Below are 15332 nucleotides of genomic sequence, written 5' to 3' on the forward strand. Positions count from 1 at the left end.
TGGGGAGAACTGAATATCGTTGACCCATTGACCGGGCCGTCCTTAGAGTGCCTTGCGATCCTGCGCCTATTCCTCTGGGGGGAGTGGAAACGGTGGGGTACCGACCTGGTTCCGGCATACGCCACGACGGCAGTTCCTCACCCGTGCCCCGGGTCGAGTACCGCATTCTCGGCCCGCTCGAAGCGCTCGTCGACGCCAGGCCGCTGAACCTCGGCGGGATCCGGCAGCAGACGGTGCTCGCCGCGCTGCTCCTCGACGTCAACCGGGTGGTCAGCGTGGACCGCCTGGTCCGCGCCCTCTACGAGGAGGCCCCGCCGGCCACCGCCCGCGCACAGTTGCAGATCAGCGTCTCCGCCCTGCGCCGGCTGTTCGCCGTGCACGGCCTCTCCGACGTCATCACCACCCACCCGCAGGGCTACATGGTGAAGGCGGCGGACGCCCAGCTCGACCTGCTCCAGGCCCGCGACCTGGTCGGGAAGGCGCGGGCGCTGCGCGACCGGAAGGCGGAGGGCCGCGACCGGACGGCGGCGGACCGCGACCGCAAGGCGGAGGCCGCCGCCCTCTTCCGGCAGGCGCTCGGACTGTGGCGCGGCGACCCCCTCGGCGGCCTGCCCAGCGAGGCGCTCCGGTCCGCCGCCGGCCAGCTCACCGAGCAGTGGGTCGGCGCCACCGAGGAGTGCATCCAGCTCGAACTCGCACTCGGCCGGCACGGCGCGGCCGTCGGCGAACTCATCGGCCTGGTCGACGAGTTCCCGTTACGGGAGCGGCTGCGCGGCCAGCTGATGCTGGCGCTCTACCGCTCCGGGCGCCAGACCGAGGCGCTCCAGGTCTACCGCGACACCCGCCAGTGGATGATCGACGAACTCGGTGTCGAACCCGACCCCCGGCTTCAGCGGCTCGAACTCTCCATCCTCGCCGGCGACCCCCGGCTCGACCTGCCCGACGGCCGTCCGACCGTCACCCACGCCACCCCGGCCGCCGAGTCCGCCGCCGCGCCACCCGTGGCCACCGCCGCCCCCGCCACCGTCCCGGAGATGCTCCCCGCCGACCTCGCCGACTTCACCGGCCGCGAGCACCTGCTCGCCGGCCTGCGCGAACGGCTGCTGCTCTCCTCCCACGACCAGTCCCGGCTCGCCGTCCCGATCGTCTCCGTCGTCGGCAAGGCCGGGGTCGGCAAGACCGCCGTGGCCGTCCACGCGGCCCACCAGATCGCCGCCGAGTTCCCCGGCGGGCAGCTCTTCGCCGACCTGCACGCCGGGGCCCCCGACACCGTCGGCCCGGCCCAGGTGCTGGAGCGCTTCCTGCGCGCCCTCGGCGTCAACGGCACCGCCATCCCCGACGGGCTGGAGGAGCGGGCCGAGATGTACCGGGCCCTGCTCGCCGAGCGCCGGGTGCTGATCGTCCTCGACAACGTCGCCACCGAGAGCCAGATCACCCCGCTGCTGCCGGGCAAGCCCACCTCGGCCGTGATCGTCACCAGCCGGCGGCACATCGGCAGCCTCGCCGGAGCCGTCCGGGTGGACGTCGACACCTTCGACCCCGGCCAGTCCGCGGAACTGCTCGGCCGGATCGCCGGCCCCGCGCGGGTGGCGGCCGAACCGGAGGCGGCGAAGGCGCTGGCCGAACTCTGCGACCACCTGCCGCTGGCGCTGCGCATCGCCGGCGCCCGGCTCGCCGCCCGGCCGCACTGGGAGATCACCGAACTGGTGGAGCGGCTGGAGGACGGGACCCGCCGGCTCGACGAGCTCAAGTACGCCGACGTCGGCATCAGAGCCGGCCTCTCGCTCACCTACGAGAGCGTCAGCGAGGACGCCCGCCGGCTGCTGCGGCGGATCGCCCTGATCGACGAGGGGCCGTTCTCCACCTGGGTCGGCATGGCGCTGCTCGACCTGCCCGAGTACCAGGTCCAGGACCTGATCGACGAACTCTCCGACGCCCAGCTGCTGGACGCCGTCGGCACCGCGCCCGGACGCCACACCCAGTACCGGCTGCACAACCTGGTCCGGGTCTTCGCGCGCGAACGCCTCGTCGACGAGGAGAGCGTCGAGGAGCGGGAGTCCGCACTGGCCCGGGTGATCGGCTGCTTCCTCTACCTGCTGATCGAGGCGAGGCAGCGCGAGTACGGCCGCGACGTGCTGATCCGCGGCCGCGGCACCGCCCTGCACCCGTTGCCCGCCCGGACGGTGGACCGGCTGCTGGCCGAGCCGCTGCGGTGGTTCGCCCGGGAGCGGCCCATGCTCGTGCCCCGGGTCAGACAGGCGGCCATGATGGGCCTCACCGCGCACTGCTGGGAACTCGCCGTCACCGCCGTGACGTTCCTGGAGACCCACGGCCGGCTCGACGACTGGCGCGACACCCACGAACTCGCCCTCGCGGCCGCCCGCAAGGGTGGCGACCGGCTCGGCCAGGCCGCCGCACTGCACTCCCTCGGCTCGCTCGCGCTGACCCGGCAGAACTTCGCCGCCGCCGAGGAGCGCTTCCGCCAGGCCGCCGGGATCTTCACCGACCTCGGCGACGACCTCGGCTCCGCCCTCACCGCCCGCGGCCTCGGCTACCTCGCCCGGGTGGACGGCCGGATCGACGAGGCGACCGCCCACTACCAGGCCGCCCTCACCGTCCTGCGGGCGAGCGGCGGCTCCGTCGCCGTCGCCTACGTGCTGCACAACCTGGCCCAGCTCAAACTGGGCGAGGGCGACGAGGAGGGCGCCGGAGAGCTCCTCTACGAGGCGCTGCGGCTGAGCCGGGAGGGCCGCGGCCGGCGGGTCGAGGCCCAGGTGCTGCACCGGATGGGCCAGAGCCACCTGGAACGCGGCGGCTACGACCGGGCCCTGGAGGCCTTCTCCCGCGCCCTCGACGTCGTCCGGCTGATCGGCGACCACACCGGCGAGATCTACGCCCTGCACGGCATCGGGGCGGCCCGCCACCGGCTCGGCGAGAGCGGCGAGGCCGCCCACGCCCTGCACCGCGCCCTGCTCCTCGCGGAGGGCTCCAACGAGCGGCTGATCATGGGCCGGATCCTCGTCACCCTCGGCGAGTTGGCGCTCGGCACCGGGGAGGCCGACCTGGCGGTCCAGCACCTGCGGCGGGCCCGGCTGGTGTTCCGCCTCATGCGGACCCCCGCCGAGGAGGCCCGCACGCTCGACCTGCTGCGCTCCGCCCGGCTGGCCGCCGGCGACCCGGAGCCCCCCGCAGGCCCGGGTCCACCTTCCTAGTCGGCGATGAAGGCCACCGCGTAGTGGTTCAGCGAGAGGGTGAGGCTCACCCGGTGCCCCGACTCGCCGTCGGAGACCCGGAAGGTGGCCGCCACCTCGGGGTGCACGGTGAACAGGCCGAGCCCGCTGAAGTACCGGTCGACGTCGAACACCAGCCGGTAGAGGCCGCGCCCGCCGTCCGTCCCGCCCCACTCCTCGATCCGGCCGCTCGCGTCCGTTCTGCGCTCGACCACCGGCACCCACTCGTTGTCGACCAGCGACTCCAGTCTCGCGTCGAGGCCGACGGCGGTGCGCCCGTGGACGCTGTCCAGCGCTTCGACGATGACCCTCGCCATCAGCCCACCCGCCCCGGGCGCGGTAACCGGGCCGGCGGACGTTCCTCGGACGGGATATCTCGCATGAAAACCACTCCTTGCCTCAGTACACGATGCATCGGGAAAAGGGCGCGTCAAGCCTATTGTCAGGGGTCCCGCTATCGGCCCGCCATCGAATGATTATTTGTTCGAAAAGTCTTGACGGGTAGTGATTCCGGACCAGTAAAGTCACCGCTGCCAGCCACAATCCTCCGCCGCCGCACACCGCGACCTCCCGTCCGGTCGCCCGTCCGGCGGCGTTCCCGAAAGAGGCGGAAAATCCATGTCTCCGAAATCCGTCCCCACCGCACGGCGGCTCCGGGTATTCGACTCGACACTGCGCGACGGCGAACAGGCCCCGGGCAACGCGATGAACCCCGACCAGAAACTGGAGCTGGCCCTCGCCATCGAGGCCACCGGTGTCGACACCATCGAGGCCGGCTTCCCCAGCTCCTCACCGCGTGACTTCGAGGCGACCAGACTCATCGCGGGCGCGCTCACTACTGCCAAGGTGGCGACTCTCAACCGGGCCGTCCGCGCGGACATCGAGCTGGCCGCCGAGGCCGGCGGCGTCGAGCGCCACCAGATCCAGATCATGGCCACCGGCAGCGACGTCCACCTGGAGCACAAGCGCGGCCTCACCCGGGCCGAGGGCCTGCACGAGATCATCGACAGCATCCGGTTCGCCCGCGAGCTGGGCTTCACCGACATCACGCTCGGCATCGAGGACGCCAGCCGGGGCAGCGACGACCTGCTGCGTCCGATGATCGAGACCGGCATCGAGGAGGGCGCCGGCACGGTGGCGCTCGCCGACACCACCGGCTGCCTGATCCCGGCCGAGTTCGGCGCCCAGGTGGCGCGGGTCCGCTCCTGGATCCCGGACCACATCATCCTGTCCACCCACTGCCACCAGGACCTCGGGCTCTCCCTCGCCAACGCCCTGGCCGGCGTCGAGGCGGGCGCGGACGAGGTGCAGGCCACCATCGCCGGCATCGGCGAGCGCGCGGGCAACACCCCGCTGGAGGAACTGGCGGCGGTACTGCTCTACAAGGGCGAGCAGCTCGGCCTGACCAGCCGGCTGCGCACCGAGAAATTCTACGAGGCCTACCAGCTGCTGGCCCGGATCATCGGAATGTCGACCCCGCGCAACAAGGCGATATTCGGGGAGAACGCCTTCGCCACCCAGGCCGGAATCCACCAGGCCGGAATGCTGCGCAATCCGGTGACCTACGAATACGTCGAGCCGCACAGTTTCGGCCGGGAGCGCGGAATTCTCATCGGCCGGCACTCCGGGCGCAATGTGGTCCGCAACCTGTTCGACCAGATGGGAATCGGCGCCGAGCGAGACCTGCTCGACGAGATCTACGAGACCTACATCGCGGGCCGCGCCGACGGCACCTGCATCGAACTGGGCGAGCTGCGCGAGATCATCGCCGAGCGCCTGGAGCGCACCAGCGAGATGGCGGTGGCCAGCTGATGGGCGGCACCGAGCGCAACCTGATCGAGAAGGTCTGGCAGAGCCACGTCGTCGACCAGGCACCGGGCGAGCCCGACCTGCTCTACATCGACCTGCACCTGCTCCACGAGGCGAGTTCCCCGCAGGCCTTCGACGGCCTCCAGCTGGCCGGCCGCCGGGTCCGCCGGCCCGACCTCGCGCTCGCCCTCGAGGACCACAACGTGCCCACCAACACGCTGCTGGTCAAGGACGCGATGGGCAGCGCCCAGCTGGAGCGCCTGCGCGAGAACTGCGAGGAGCAGGGGATCGAGCTGTTCTCGCTCGGCGACGACCGGCAGGGCATCGTGCACGTGGTGGCGCCCGAACTGGGCTTCGTGCGCCCCGGCATGACCGTGGTGTGCGGTGACAGCCACACCTCCACGCACGGCGCCTTCGGGGCGCTCGCCTTCGGCGTCGGCACCAGCGACGTCGAGCACGTGCTCGCCACCCAGACGCTGGCGCTCCAGCGCCCCCGGACGATGTCCGTCGAGTTCGTCGGCGAGCCGCCGGCCGACGTCACGCCGAAGGACCTGATCCTCGCGCTGATCGCGCACATCGGCGCCAACGGCGCCAACGGCTACGCGATCGAGTACCGCGGCAAGGCCGTCGAGAACCTCTCCATGGAGGGGCGGATGACGGTCTGCAACATGAGCATCGAGGCGGGCGCCCGCGCCGGCCTGATCGCCCCCGACGACACCACGCTCGCCTACCTGCGCGAGCGCTGGGACCCGGCCGCCGAGGCCGACTGGGACGAGGCCGTCCGCTACTGGCAGTCCCTGCGCACCGACGAGGGCGCCGCCTTCGACCGCGTGGTCGAACTGGACGTCACCGGGCTCAAGCCCTTCGTCACCTGGGGCACCAACCCCGGCCAGGCCGTCCCGCTGGACGCCGCGGTGCCGGCGCCCGAGACCTTCGCGACCCCCGCCGAGCAGCAGGCCGCGCGCCGCGCCCTGGAGTACATGGGCCTCGAACCGGACGTCGCCCTGCGGGACGTCGAGATCAACACCGTCTTCCTCGGCTCCTGCACCAACGGCCGGATCGAGGACCTGCGGGCCGCGGCCGACGTGCTGCGCGGCCGCAAGGTCTCCGACCGGATCACCATGCTCGTCGTCCCCGGCTCGATGGCCGTCCGGGCCCAGGCCGAGGAGGAGGGTCTGGACCAGGTCTTCCTCGACGCGGGCGCGCAGTGGCGGCTCTCCGGCTGCTCGATGTGCATGGGCATCAACGCCGACCGCCTCCAGGGCATCCAGCGGGTCGCGTCCACCTCCAACCGCAACTACGAGGGCCGGCAGGGCACCCACGCCCGCACCCACCTGGTCTCGCCCGTCGTCGCCGCCGCCACCGCCGTGGTCGGCCGCCTGGCCGCGCCGACCGAGCTGTGACCGCGCCCGCCGGGCGCACCCGCCCGACCCGTTCCACCCGACCGGCCTGTTCCACCCGACCGGCCTGTTCGACCCGTTCGACCGACCGCAGCCAGACCGACCAGCAGGGGGCAGAGGCATGAGGGAGCCGCTCACGGCGCACACCGGACAGGCCGTGGCCCTGTCCCGGGACGACGTCGACACCGACCAGATCATCCCGGCCGAGTTCTGCAAGCGGCTGACCAAGACCGGCTACGCCGACACCCTGTTCGGGCACTGGCGCAAGGAGCCCGGGTTCGTCCTGAACCAGCCGCAGCACCAGGACGCGAGCGTCCTGGTTGCGGGCCACAACTTCGGCACCGGCAGCTCCCGCGAGCACGCCGTGTGGGCCCTGCGCGACTGGGGTTTCCGGGCCGTCATCGCCACCAGCTTCGGCGACATCTTCCTGCGCAACGCGCTGAAGAACGGCCTGCTGGCCGTCGCCCTGCCGGTGCCCGTCGTCGCCGACCTCGCCGAACGCGCCCAGGCCGACCCGAAGTTCGAGATCACCGTCGACCTGGAGCAGCTGACCGTCGGCACCGACCTCGGGACCTGGGAGTTCGAGGCCGACCACCGCGCCCGCTGGCTGCTACTCAACGGCCTCGACGACATCGACGTCACCCTGCGCAAGGCCGACGCGATCGCCGCCTTCGAGCAGGGCCGCCCGGCCTGGATGACCAGCATCACCCGCGGCGCCTTCTCCTCCCCGGACACCGCGAAGCAGCGCCGGGCCTCCTGACGACCGCACCCCCCGGCGCAGCTCCCAGGGCCGCGCGGCGGTGACCCTGCCCGACGCCCCCGGCCCGGCCGACCCGACCCACACCCGGCCGGCCCCACCCCAGAAACGGTGAGAGACCCATGACCAAGACAGTGACCGTCATCCCCGGTGACGGCATCGGCCCCGAGGTGACCAAGGAGGCCCTGGAGACCATCGAGTCGCTGGGCCTGGACCTCGCGGTCGACGTGCTCGACCACGTCAACGCCGACACCTACCTGCGGACCGGGGTCTCCCTGTCCGACGAGGACTTCGAGCGGATCAAGGCGAGCGACTCGGTGCTCTTCGGCGCCATCGGCGACCCCCGCGTGAAGACCTCGGACTACGGCCGCGGCGTCCTGCTGCGCCTGCGCTTCGACCTCGACCTGTACGTCAACCACCGCCCGGCCACCCTGCTCCAGGAGCGGCTGAGCCCGCTGCGCGACGCCCGGACCCGCGCCATCGACGCCGTGATCGTCCGGGAGAACACCGAGGGCCTCTACACCGACATCGGCGGTGTGCTGCGCGGGAACACCGTGCACGAGATGGCCGTCGACGCGGACGTCAGCACCTACATGGGCGTCTCGCGGGTGATGGAGTACGCGTACTCGATCGCCGAGCGCGGCGTCTGCATGGTCGACAAGTCCAACGCCGTCCGGCACGGCGGCCAGGTGTGGCAGCGGGTGTTCCGCGAGGCCGCCGCGAAGCACCCCGCCATCAGCTCCACCCACCTCTACGTCGACGCCGCCGCGATGAAGCTGATCTCCGACCCGTCGCAGTTCGACGTGATCGTCACCAACAACTCGTACGGCGACATCCTCAGCGACCTGGCGGCCATGCTGGCCGGCGGCCTGGGCAACGCGGCCTCGGCCAACATCAACCCGGACACCGGGTTCGGACTCTACGAGCCGGTGCACGGCAGCGCGCCCGACATCGCCGGCCAGGGCATCGGCAACCCCTTCGGCGCCATCCTCAGCTCCGCGCTGATGCTGGAGCGCCTGGGCTGGGCCGCCGAGGCGAAGGCGATCCAGCTGGCCGTCGGCACGGCCGTGGCCGAGGGCGCCTGCACGCCGGACCTCGGCGGCTCCCTCACCACCGAGCAGGTCGGCGCCGCGGTCAGGGCGGCCCTCGCCGCGGCCTGACGGTATGACCCCCCCCCCCCCCCCCCCCCCCCCCCCCGGGGGGGCCCCCCCCCCCCCCCCGCCGGCCGGGTCCGTCCTCCCCGACACCGCCCGGCGGGCGGGCGTCCGAAGGCGGACCCAGGCCGCTCAGCCCCAGGGATTGTGCTCGTGCGATTCGCTGACCGCGGTACGGAACGTGGTGTGCTCGATCATCTCGTACGGACTCCAACTCCTGGACGGTGCGGCCGGTCGGCAGCGGTTGAAAGGATGGCTGAAGCCTGGCAGCTCCGGCCATCGGCCCGCTATCGACGCCCGCTGTCGACGCCCGCCGGGTACGCCCGCTGTCGACGCCCGCGCCCGGCCGGACGGCACCGGGTTCGGCGCCGCCGGGGCGGCGGGGCCGGCTCGGTAGGATCCTGGCATGGGTGCGCAGGAAGAGGCGTGGGACACGGACGCGGCGGAGCGGGCGGTCGCGGTGCTGAAGGCGGTCGCCGACCCGTCCCGGTACCGGCTGCTCTGGGCGCTGACCCGGCGGGAGCTGCCGGTCAGCGAACTGGCGGAGCTGCTGGGCGCGCACGTGGCGGCGACCTCGCAGCACCTGGCCAGGCTGCGGGCGGCCGGGCTGGTCGTCTCGCGCCGGGAGGGCACCCGGATCTTCTACCGGGCCGCCGAGGTGCGCGGCCTGCTGACGGAGGCGGCGCTGATCGCCAACGACCTGCCCGGGCGCGGTGACGGCGGTGACGGCGGCGGTACCGGCCCGGCCGCCGCGACGGCCGAGCAGCCGTTCGCCCGCGCCGTCCGCTCCGCCCGCCGCCCGGCCACCGGCCAGGCCTGAGGCCCGTCCTAGGCCGTCTCCTCGTCGAGCCGGTACTCCCGCAGGGCGGCGTCGTAGCCGAACAGCCCGGCGTAGCGGCCCCAGTCGGTGGCGGTCTCCAGCTGCCGGTCGACCTGTTCGCTGGTGTAGTGGTGGGCGAGCAGGTCGCGGAAGAAGCCGGCGTGCACGGCGGCGCCGGGGCGGCCGCGCAGGCCGTTGGTGATCAGCCGGACCAGCGGGACGTCCACCGCGGCTCCGGCGAAGATGGTCCGGGACTCCTGGACGTCGGCTCCGGCGAAGGCGGTGCCGGCCTCGGTGAGCAGCAGGTCGTCGCCGTGGATCTCGGCGAAGCCGAGCAGGTCGAGGGCGTCGAGCTGGGGGAGCATGTCGTCGATGTCGAGGCCGAGTTCGTCGGCGAGGTCGGCGAGGTCGCAGCAGCCGCCGCGGTGGGCGATCATCGCGGCGAGGCCGGCGAGGCCGTCCACGCTGGCGGTGGGCAGCGGGGTGTTGGCGACGGTGCGCCGGTCGGGCCGGGCGCCGTCGGCGCGGCCGGGCAGGCGGGTCTCCTTGGGGCGTCCGGTCATGATCCGGTAGACCCGGTCGACGAGTTCGTCGAAGGCGGCGGCGTCGCGGTCGCGGGGCCGGTCGAGGTCGACCTCGACGGTCTCCCGGATGGTGCCGTACGGGCGGGAGCCGAGGACGACGACGCGGTCGGCCATCAGGACCGCCTCCTCGATGTTGTGGGTGACCAGCACGACGGCGCGGGTGGGAAACTGGCCGGACTCCCACAGTTCCAGCAGTTCGCCGCGCAGGTTCTCGGCGGTGAGGACGTCCAGCGCGGAGAAGGGCTCGTCCATCATCAGCACGTCCGGTTCGACGACCAGGGCGCGGGCGAAGCCGACGCGCTGGCGCATGCCGCCGGAGAGCTCCTTGGGGTAGGCGGACTCGAAGCCGGCCAGGCCGATCAGGTCGATGGCCTGGACGGCGGCCTCGGCGCGCTCCCGGGGCGGCACGCCGCGGGCCTCCAGGCCGAGTTCGACGTTCTGCCGGACGGTCAGCCAGGGCAGCAGCGCGAAGGTCTGGAACACCAGGGCGGTGCCCGGGTTGGCGCCGGTGAGCGGGGTGCCGCGGTAGGCGACGGTGCCGGAGCTGGGCGGGATCAGCCCGGACAGGCAGCGCAGCAGGGTGGACTTGCCGGAGCCGGAGCGGCCGAGCAGGGCGACGATCTCGCCGGCCCGGACGGTGAGGTCGATGCCGGACAGCACGGGCAGCGCGCCGTCGGCGCCGGCGTAGGCCTTGGTGAGGCCGACGGTCTCCAGCAGGATCTCGCCGTCGGCGGGGGAGCCGGGGGAGCCGGCGGGGGAGAACACGGCGGCGGCGGGCGGCGCGGTGCGGGCGGCGCGCGGGAACGGGAAGCGCATGCGGGGACCTCCGGGGCGGGGAGCGGGCGCGGGTCAGAGCGAGTAGCGGCGCTCGGCCAGGCGGTAGAGGCGGCGCCAGAGCAGCCGGTTGAGGGCGACGACGTACAGGCTCATCACCGCCACCCCGGCGAGCAGGTGCGGGTAGTCGCCGTGCTCGGTGGCCCGCGCGATGTACGCGCCGAGGCCGGTGGCGGTGAGCGTGGTGCCGCCGAAGGTGACGACCTCGGAGACGATGGAGGCGTTCCAGGCGCCGCCGGAGGCGGTGAGTCCGCCGGTGACGTAGGCCGGGAAGATCCCGGGGATGATCAGCCGTCGCCAGCGCTGCCAGCCGCGCACGCCCAGGTCGTCCATGGCCTCGCGCAGGTCGGTGGGGATGGCCATGGCGCCGGCGATGGTGTTGAACAGGATGTACCACTGGGCGCCGAGGGCCATCAGCAGGACGCCGCCGAGGTCGATCGACAGCCCGGTCCGCAGCAGCAGCCAGACGACCAGCGGGAAGAGGAAGTTGGCCGGGAAGCTGGCGAGCACCTGCACCAGCGGCTGGGCGATCCGGGTCAGCCGGGGGGAGAAGCCGATCCGCACGCCGACCGGCACCCAGACCAGGGTGGCGACGGTCACCAGGACGACGACCCGGGCGAGGGTGGCGAGGCCGAGCAGCAGCGGCTCGCCGAACACGCCGAGGCCGGTCGCGCCGTGCAGGTAGCGGCCGAGGTCGACCAGGCCCCAGAGCACGAGGCCGCCGGCGACGGCGGCGAAGGCGGCGTCCCCGGCGCGCCGCCGCCCGGGGTCGACGGCCAGCGGGCGGTCGTCGGTGCCCAGCAGGCGCCCGGCCCGGGAGAGCGCCCGCCACCCCGGGCGCAGCAGCCGGCCGAGCAGCCCGGGCCAGTGGGAGCGGCGCAGCAGGTCCAGCACGACGGAGCGCTGCACCTCGGTGGCCTCGGACTGCTCGTTCTTGAAGCGTTCGGCCCAGGCGGTGAGCGGGCGCCAGAACAGCAGGTTGACGCCGACCACCAGGACGGCCATGGTGGCGATCGCCCAGCCGACCCGGCCGAGGTCGCCGGCGGCGATGGCCGCGCCCGCGTAGGAGCCGACCCCGGGCAGCGCGTAGCGCTGGTTGTCGACGCTGATCGCCTCGGAGGCGACCAGGAAGAACCAGCCGCCGCCGAAGCTCAGCATGCCGTTCCAGACCAGGCCGATCATGCCCGAGGGCAGTTCGACCTTCCAGAACCGCATCCACCGGGTGAAGCGGAACGAGCGCGACAGCTCGTCGAGTTCGGGCGGCAGCGAGACCAGCGAGCAGTAGAAGCCGAAGGTCATGTTCCAGGCCTGGGAGGTGAAGATGGCGAACACCGCCGCGCACTCCAGGCCCAGTACGGAGCCGGGGAACAGGGCGAGGAAGCCGGTCACCGCGACGGTCAGGAAGGCGAGCACCGGCACCGACTGGAGGATGTCCAGGGCCGGGATCAGGACCCGCTCCAGCCGGCGGCTGCGGGCCGCGGCGTAGGCGTAGCCGAAGGTGAAGACCACCGACACGGCGAGCGCGGCGAACATCCGCAGCAGCGAGCGGGCCGCGTCGTACGGCAGCCGGGCCGGGTCGGTGTCGACCGCCGCGTTCCGGCCGGTGGAGAACCGGACGGTGGTGCCCTGCCCGACCCGCAGCGCGAGGTAGAGCAGCACCAGGACGGCGGCCGCGACGAGCGCGTCCACCCAGGTCATCCGGGCCAGGCGGGCGGCCGTCCGGGACGGCAGTGAGCCCCGGGCGGCGCCCGGGGCCGGCTTCGGCAGGGTCATGGGGTGCACCTCCGGCGCGCACCCGGGGCCCCGGGGTCGGGAGAGGTGCGTGCGACGTCAGCGGGATCGGGACGAACGCCGCGTCCCCCCGGGCCGTTGCGTCAGGCGCGCGGTCGGGCGTGGGGGAGGCGGCCGGTACGGCGGCGCGTACTGGGAGGGTCTTCGCCCATGGCCGCCTCCTCCGGTGGTGTCGTCTGGTGTCGTCCCGGCCCGTCCTGCGGGCCCCGGGCAGTCTGCTCCTCGGGTACGTCCGTAGGCAAATGGATCCGGGGTTCCTCCGCGCGCCGGCTCAGGCCGCTTCGACGAACTCCAGCAGGTTGCCGACGGGGTCGGTGGTGTAGAAGCGGCGCCGGGGCGGCAGGCTGTCGTCCCACACCACGAGCGCGCCGAGCTCGGACAGCCGCGAGGCGAAGTCGTCGATCTCGGAGACCGCGATCCCGGGGTGGGCCTTGGTGCTGGGGCGGAAGCGCTCCTCGATGCCGAGGTAGAGCCGGACCCGGCCGCCGTCGGCGGCGAACCAGCAGCCGCCGCCCCCGGTCAGCGGCCGGGGCTTGGGGATCTCGGCCATCTGCAGGACGTCGCCGTAGAAGGCCCGCAGCAGGGCCTCGCTGCCGGGGGGTGCGGAGAGCTGGACGTGGTCGAGGGCCGTGATCACTGCGGCCTCCTCTCGGGAGCGGTGTGGTGCCGGGCCGCGGTGACCAGCAGCCGGGCGGTCGGGGTGGACAGGTCGAGGTGGTGGGCGATCCACTGGGGGTCGTGCCCGTGGGTGGCGAACACCCAGGCGGTGTAGAGCCGGTTCAGGCCGGGGGCGCCGGGCGACAGCAGCAGCGGTCGGACCTGCTCCATCGGGAACCCGTCCAGGGAGCGGGCGCTGAACCACTGGGTGTCGTCCTCGTCGGGGGCGGCGGGTCGGGCGGTGCCGCGCCCGCTGCGGGCGAGCAGCAGGGCGAGGAGCAGCCCGGCCGCCGAGGCGCCGATGAGCACGCCGGAGAGGAAGATCCGCAGCCGCCCCGGGGCGACGCCGACGGCGATCCCCTGGAGGGTGAGGAGGAGCAGGACGCCGCACAGCGCCGTCCCTCTGCTGGTCCAGGGGAACAGGGCGGTTCTGGTCACGACGGTGTCCTCCTTCGGTGGGGTGGCGGCCGGCGGGGTGCCGCCGGGGCGGGCGATCGGGCCTCGGGCGGCGCGGCCGGACGGCGGTCAGGCGACGCGGGTCAGGCGGGGGTCGTACTTGTAGCCGATCTGGCGGACGGTGGCGATCGCCTCCCGGTGGCCGGGGCCGAGCTTGCGGCGGATCCGGGCGATGTGGGTGGCGATGGTGCGGGTGTCGCCGGTGTCCGGTCGGCCCCAGACCGTCTCCATCAGCTGGCGGCGGGAGTGGACCCGCAGCGGGTTGTCGACCAGGTGCGCGAGCAGCTCGAACTCCAGGTAGGGGAGGGTCAGTTGTTGCCCGTCGACGGTGACGGTGCGCTGTTCGGGGTCCACCACCAGGCCGGTGTCCGGGTCGACGGCGGGCCTGGGGGCCGGGGCGGGGCGCGGACGCCGGGGCGGGGCGGCGGCGGTGTGGTCCGAGAAGATGGCTTCGAGCCTGGGGTAGCGCACGGCCATGGCGGATGCTCCTTCGGCGGGTCGGTGCGGATCTGTACGCATCGGTACGGGTGGTCAGCGGGCGGGGTGCCAGGGGTGCCAGGAGGCTTCCAGCCGGGCGGCGCCGTCCGGGGCCGTGACGGTCCGCCAGCTGGCCCGCAGCCGGGCGGGGCGGTCGGCGGAGGCGGCGGCCGGGGCCGGGGCCGTGACGGCGTGCAGGACGGGGCTGTCCAGCGGGCTCTCCGCCAGGCGTCGGCCCACGGCGGCGAGCGCGGCGCGCAGGCGGCCGCGGCCGGCGGACGGGAGGGAGGGGTGGAACGCGGCGACGATGGACATGGCAGGTCACCTCCGTGACGGGGCGGCGGGTGGAGGGGGTGCGCGAGGGCGCGGGTGGTGCGGTCGGCGGGGCGTCAGCCGTGCGGCCGGTGGCGGGCGGCGGCGCGGCTGAGGCGGCGCGCGGCGGCCGGCGGGAGGTCCGCGAAGTCGGCGAGCCAGTCCGGGCGGTGGCCCTGGCGGGCCAGCAGGTAGGCCAGGTGCACGCGCGGCTCGTACGCGGAGGCCCGGGTGTTGGGCGTGCCGGAGTGCGGGCAGGCGCCGGGGTCGTCGAGGCGGTAGTCCCTCTCGACGCCGTCGTGCAGGGCGAGGCGGACGCGCGGGCACTGGTGGTGAAGGGCGGTGCGCATGGCCGTACTTCCTTCCTTCCCCGGGTGCGGGGCGGTCGAGGTTTCCGGGTCGGGGCCGGGGCGGCGGCACTGTCGGGCGCCGCCCCGGCGGCGGCTCAGTGGTTGAGCGCGGTCTGGACGATCTTGATGATGACCATCACCATCGCGACCAGGAGGTAGGCGCGCAGGGCGCCCATGCCGACCTTGCGGGCGGTGGACATGACCGGCTTGCCGAGGGTCTCCAGCGGGGGCATCCGCCATTCCTCGCGGCCGGTGCGGTCGATCGGGTCCTCCTTGGTGGCGGTGCGGCCGAAGGTGAAGAAGTACCCGGCGACCAGCACGCCCGCCACGCCGCAGCCGGCCATGATCCACAGGATCGCCTGCGAGCTGATGTCGGGCCAGACCACGGCGGCGGTCAGGATCAGCGACAGCATCACCAGGACCCCGACCACGGCGGAGGTGAAGGCGTTGGTCTTGGGCCCGTTGACCCACGGCCCCAGGACGGCCTTGTCGTTGCAGAGCAGCAGCAGGAACACCGTCGCCGAGGGCAGCAGCACACCCGCCAGCACCTGGACGAACTGCGTCATCAGGCCCTGGGTGTAGCCGGTGGACAGCAGCGTGATCGCGGCCGCCGCGACCACCAGGCCCGCGTAGATCGCGTAGAAGCCCTTGGCGCCCTTGACGCCCCGGTGCAGCGAGTGCCTGATGCCGAACACGTCGCC

The 15332-nt window shown here is 73.5% G+C and carries 15 protein-coding genes; 6 read left to right on the forward strand and 9 right to left on the reverse strand.

Annotation, left to right across the window (positions count from 1 at the left end):
* Positions 1-92: 92 nt before the first annotated feature.
* Positions 93-3212 carry a BTAD domain-containing putative transcriptional regulator gene (locus AB0O19_RS27925; protein ID WP_363623387.1) on the forward strand — a complete coding sequence of 1040 codons (3120 nt, stop codon included), beginning with the start codon at positions 93-95 and terminating at the stop codon, positions 3210-3212.
* On the opposite strand, the gene AB0O19_RS27930 is transcribed toward AB0O19_RS27925, so the two are convergent.
* Positions 3209-3547: a hydroxyisourate hydrolase gene (locus AB0O19_RS27930; protein ID WP_363585084.1), complete on the reverse strand. Its 339-nt coding sequence runs from the start codon at positions 3545-3547 to the stop codon at positions 3209-3211. The two genes, AB0O19_RS27925 and AB0O19_RS27930, sit on opposite strands and share 4 nt — an antisense overlap.
* A 301-nt stretch (positions 3548-3848) precedes the next feature.
* Between AB0O19_RS27930 and AB0O19_RS27935 the strand changes: the two genes are divergently transcribed.
* The 5 genes from AB0O19_RS27935 (at position 3849) to AB0O19_RS27955 (ending at position 9170) form a co-directional block, all read left to right on the forward strand.
* A complete protein-coding gene (locus AB0O19_RS27935; RefSeq protein WP_363623389.1) occupies positions 3849-5042 on the forward strand; it encodes a pyruvate carboxyltransferase in 1194 nt (397 codons plus the stop codon).
* Entirely contained in the window at positions 5042-6442 is a 1401-nt protein-coding gene (gene leuC, locus AB0O19_RS27940) for a 3-isopropylmalate dehydratase large subunit (protein WP_363585081.1), read from the forward strand. Before AB0O19_RS27935 ends, leuC begins: the two co-directional genes overlap by 1 nt.
* 118 nt (positions 6443-6560) lie before the next feature.
* On the forward strand, positions 6561-7199 hold the full coding sequence (gene leuD, locus AB0O19_RS27945) for a 3-isopropylmalate dehydratase small subunit (RefSeq protein ID WP_363585079.1): 639 nt from the start codon (positions 6561-6563) through the stop codon (positions 7197-7199).
* Between the two features lie 119 nt (positions 7200-7318).
* The gene (locus tag AB0O19_RS27950; RefSeq protein ID WP_363585077.1) at positions 7319-8356 is read left to right on the forward strand and encodes an isocitrate/isopropylmalate family dehydrogenase; all 1038 of its coding nucleotides are present in this window, start codon (positions 7319-7321) and stop codon (positions 8354-8356) included.
* 400 nt (positions 8357-8756) lie between these two features.
* A complete protein-coding gene (locus AB0O19_RS27955; protein WP_363623391.1) occupies positions 8757-9170 on the forward strand; it encodes a metalloregulator ArsR/SmtB family transcription factor in 414 nt (137 codons plus the stop codon).
* An 8-nt stretch (positions 9171-9178) separates the two neighbouring features.
* Here the strand turns inward: AB0O19_RS27955 and AB0O19_RS27960 are convergent, their stop codons facing one another.
* From AB0O19_RS27960 to AB0O19_RS27995, 8 genes are all read right to left on the reverse strand, one after another.
* Positions 9179-10570, reverse strand: coding sequence for a nitrate/sulfonate/bicarbonate ABC transporter ATP-binding protein (locus AB0O19_RS27960; protein ID WP_363623393.1), 1392 nt, complete (start codon positions 10568-10570; stop codon positions 9179-9181).
* A gap of 33 nt (positions 10571-10603) precedes the next feature.
* A complete protein-coding gene (locus AB0O19_RS27965) occupies positions 10604-12361 on the reverse strand; it encodes an ABC transporter permease subunit (protein ID WP_363623395.1) in 1758 nt (585 codons plus the stop codon).
* 289 nt (positions 12362-12650) lie between these two features.
* Positions 12651-13016, reverse strand: a complete 366-nt coding sequence (locus tag AB0O19_RS27970; RefSeq protein ID WP_363623397.1) for a glyoxalase — start codon at positions 13014-13016, stop codon at positions 12651-12653.
* Positions 13013-13474 carry a hypothetical protein gene (locus tag AB0O19_RS27975; protein WP_363589661.1) on the reverse strand — a complete coding sequence of 154 codons (462 nt, stop codon included), beginning with the start codon at positions 13472-13474 and terminating at the stop codon, positions 13013-13015. The genes AB0O19_RS27970 and AB0O19_RS27975 overlap by 4 nt, the downstream gene beginning before the upstream one ends.
* Before the next feature lie 87 nt (positions 13475-13561).
* Positions 13562-13969 (reverse strand): winged helix-turn-helix domain-containing protein, encoded by a 408-nt coding sequence (locus AB0O19_RS27980; protein WP_363623399.1) that lies wholly within the window; start codon positions 13967-13969, stop codon positions 13562-13564.
* 54 nt (positions 13970-14023) lie between these two features.
* On the reverse strand, positions 14024-14284 hold the full coding sequence (locus tag AB0O19_RS27985; protein ID WP_363623401.1) for a hypothetical protein: 261 nt from the start codon (positions 14282-14284) through the stop codon (positions 14024-14026).
* Positions 14285-14358: 74 nt separating this feature from the next.
* Positions 14359-14631: a hypothetical protein gene (locus tag AB0O19_RS27990; RefSeq protein ID WP_363623403.1), complete on the reverse strand. Its 273-nt coding sequence runs from the start codon at positions 14629-14631 to the stop codon at positions 14359-14361.
* 95 nt (positions 14632-14726) lie between these two features.
* A partial coding sequence (locus tag AB0O19_RS27995) for a divalent metal cation transporter (RefSeq protein WP_363623405.1) occupies positions 14727-15332 on the reverse strand: 606 nt, incomplete at its 5' end.

The organism is Kitasatospora sp. NPDC091276 (genome assembly GCF_040684355.1).
Lineage (GTDB): Bacteria > Actinomycetota > Actinomycetes > Streptomycetales > Streptomycetaceae > Kitasatospora.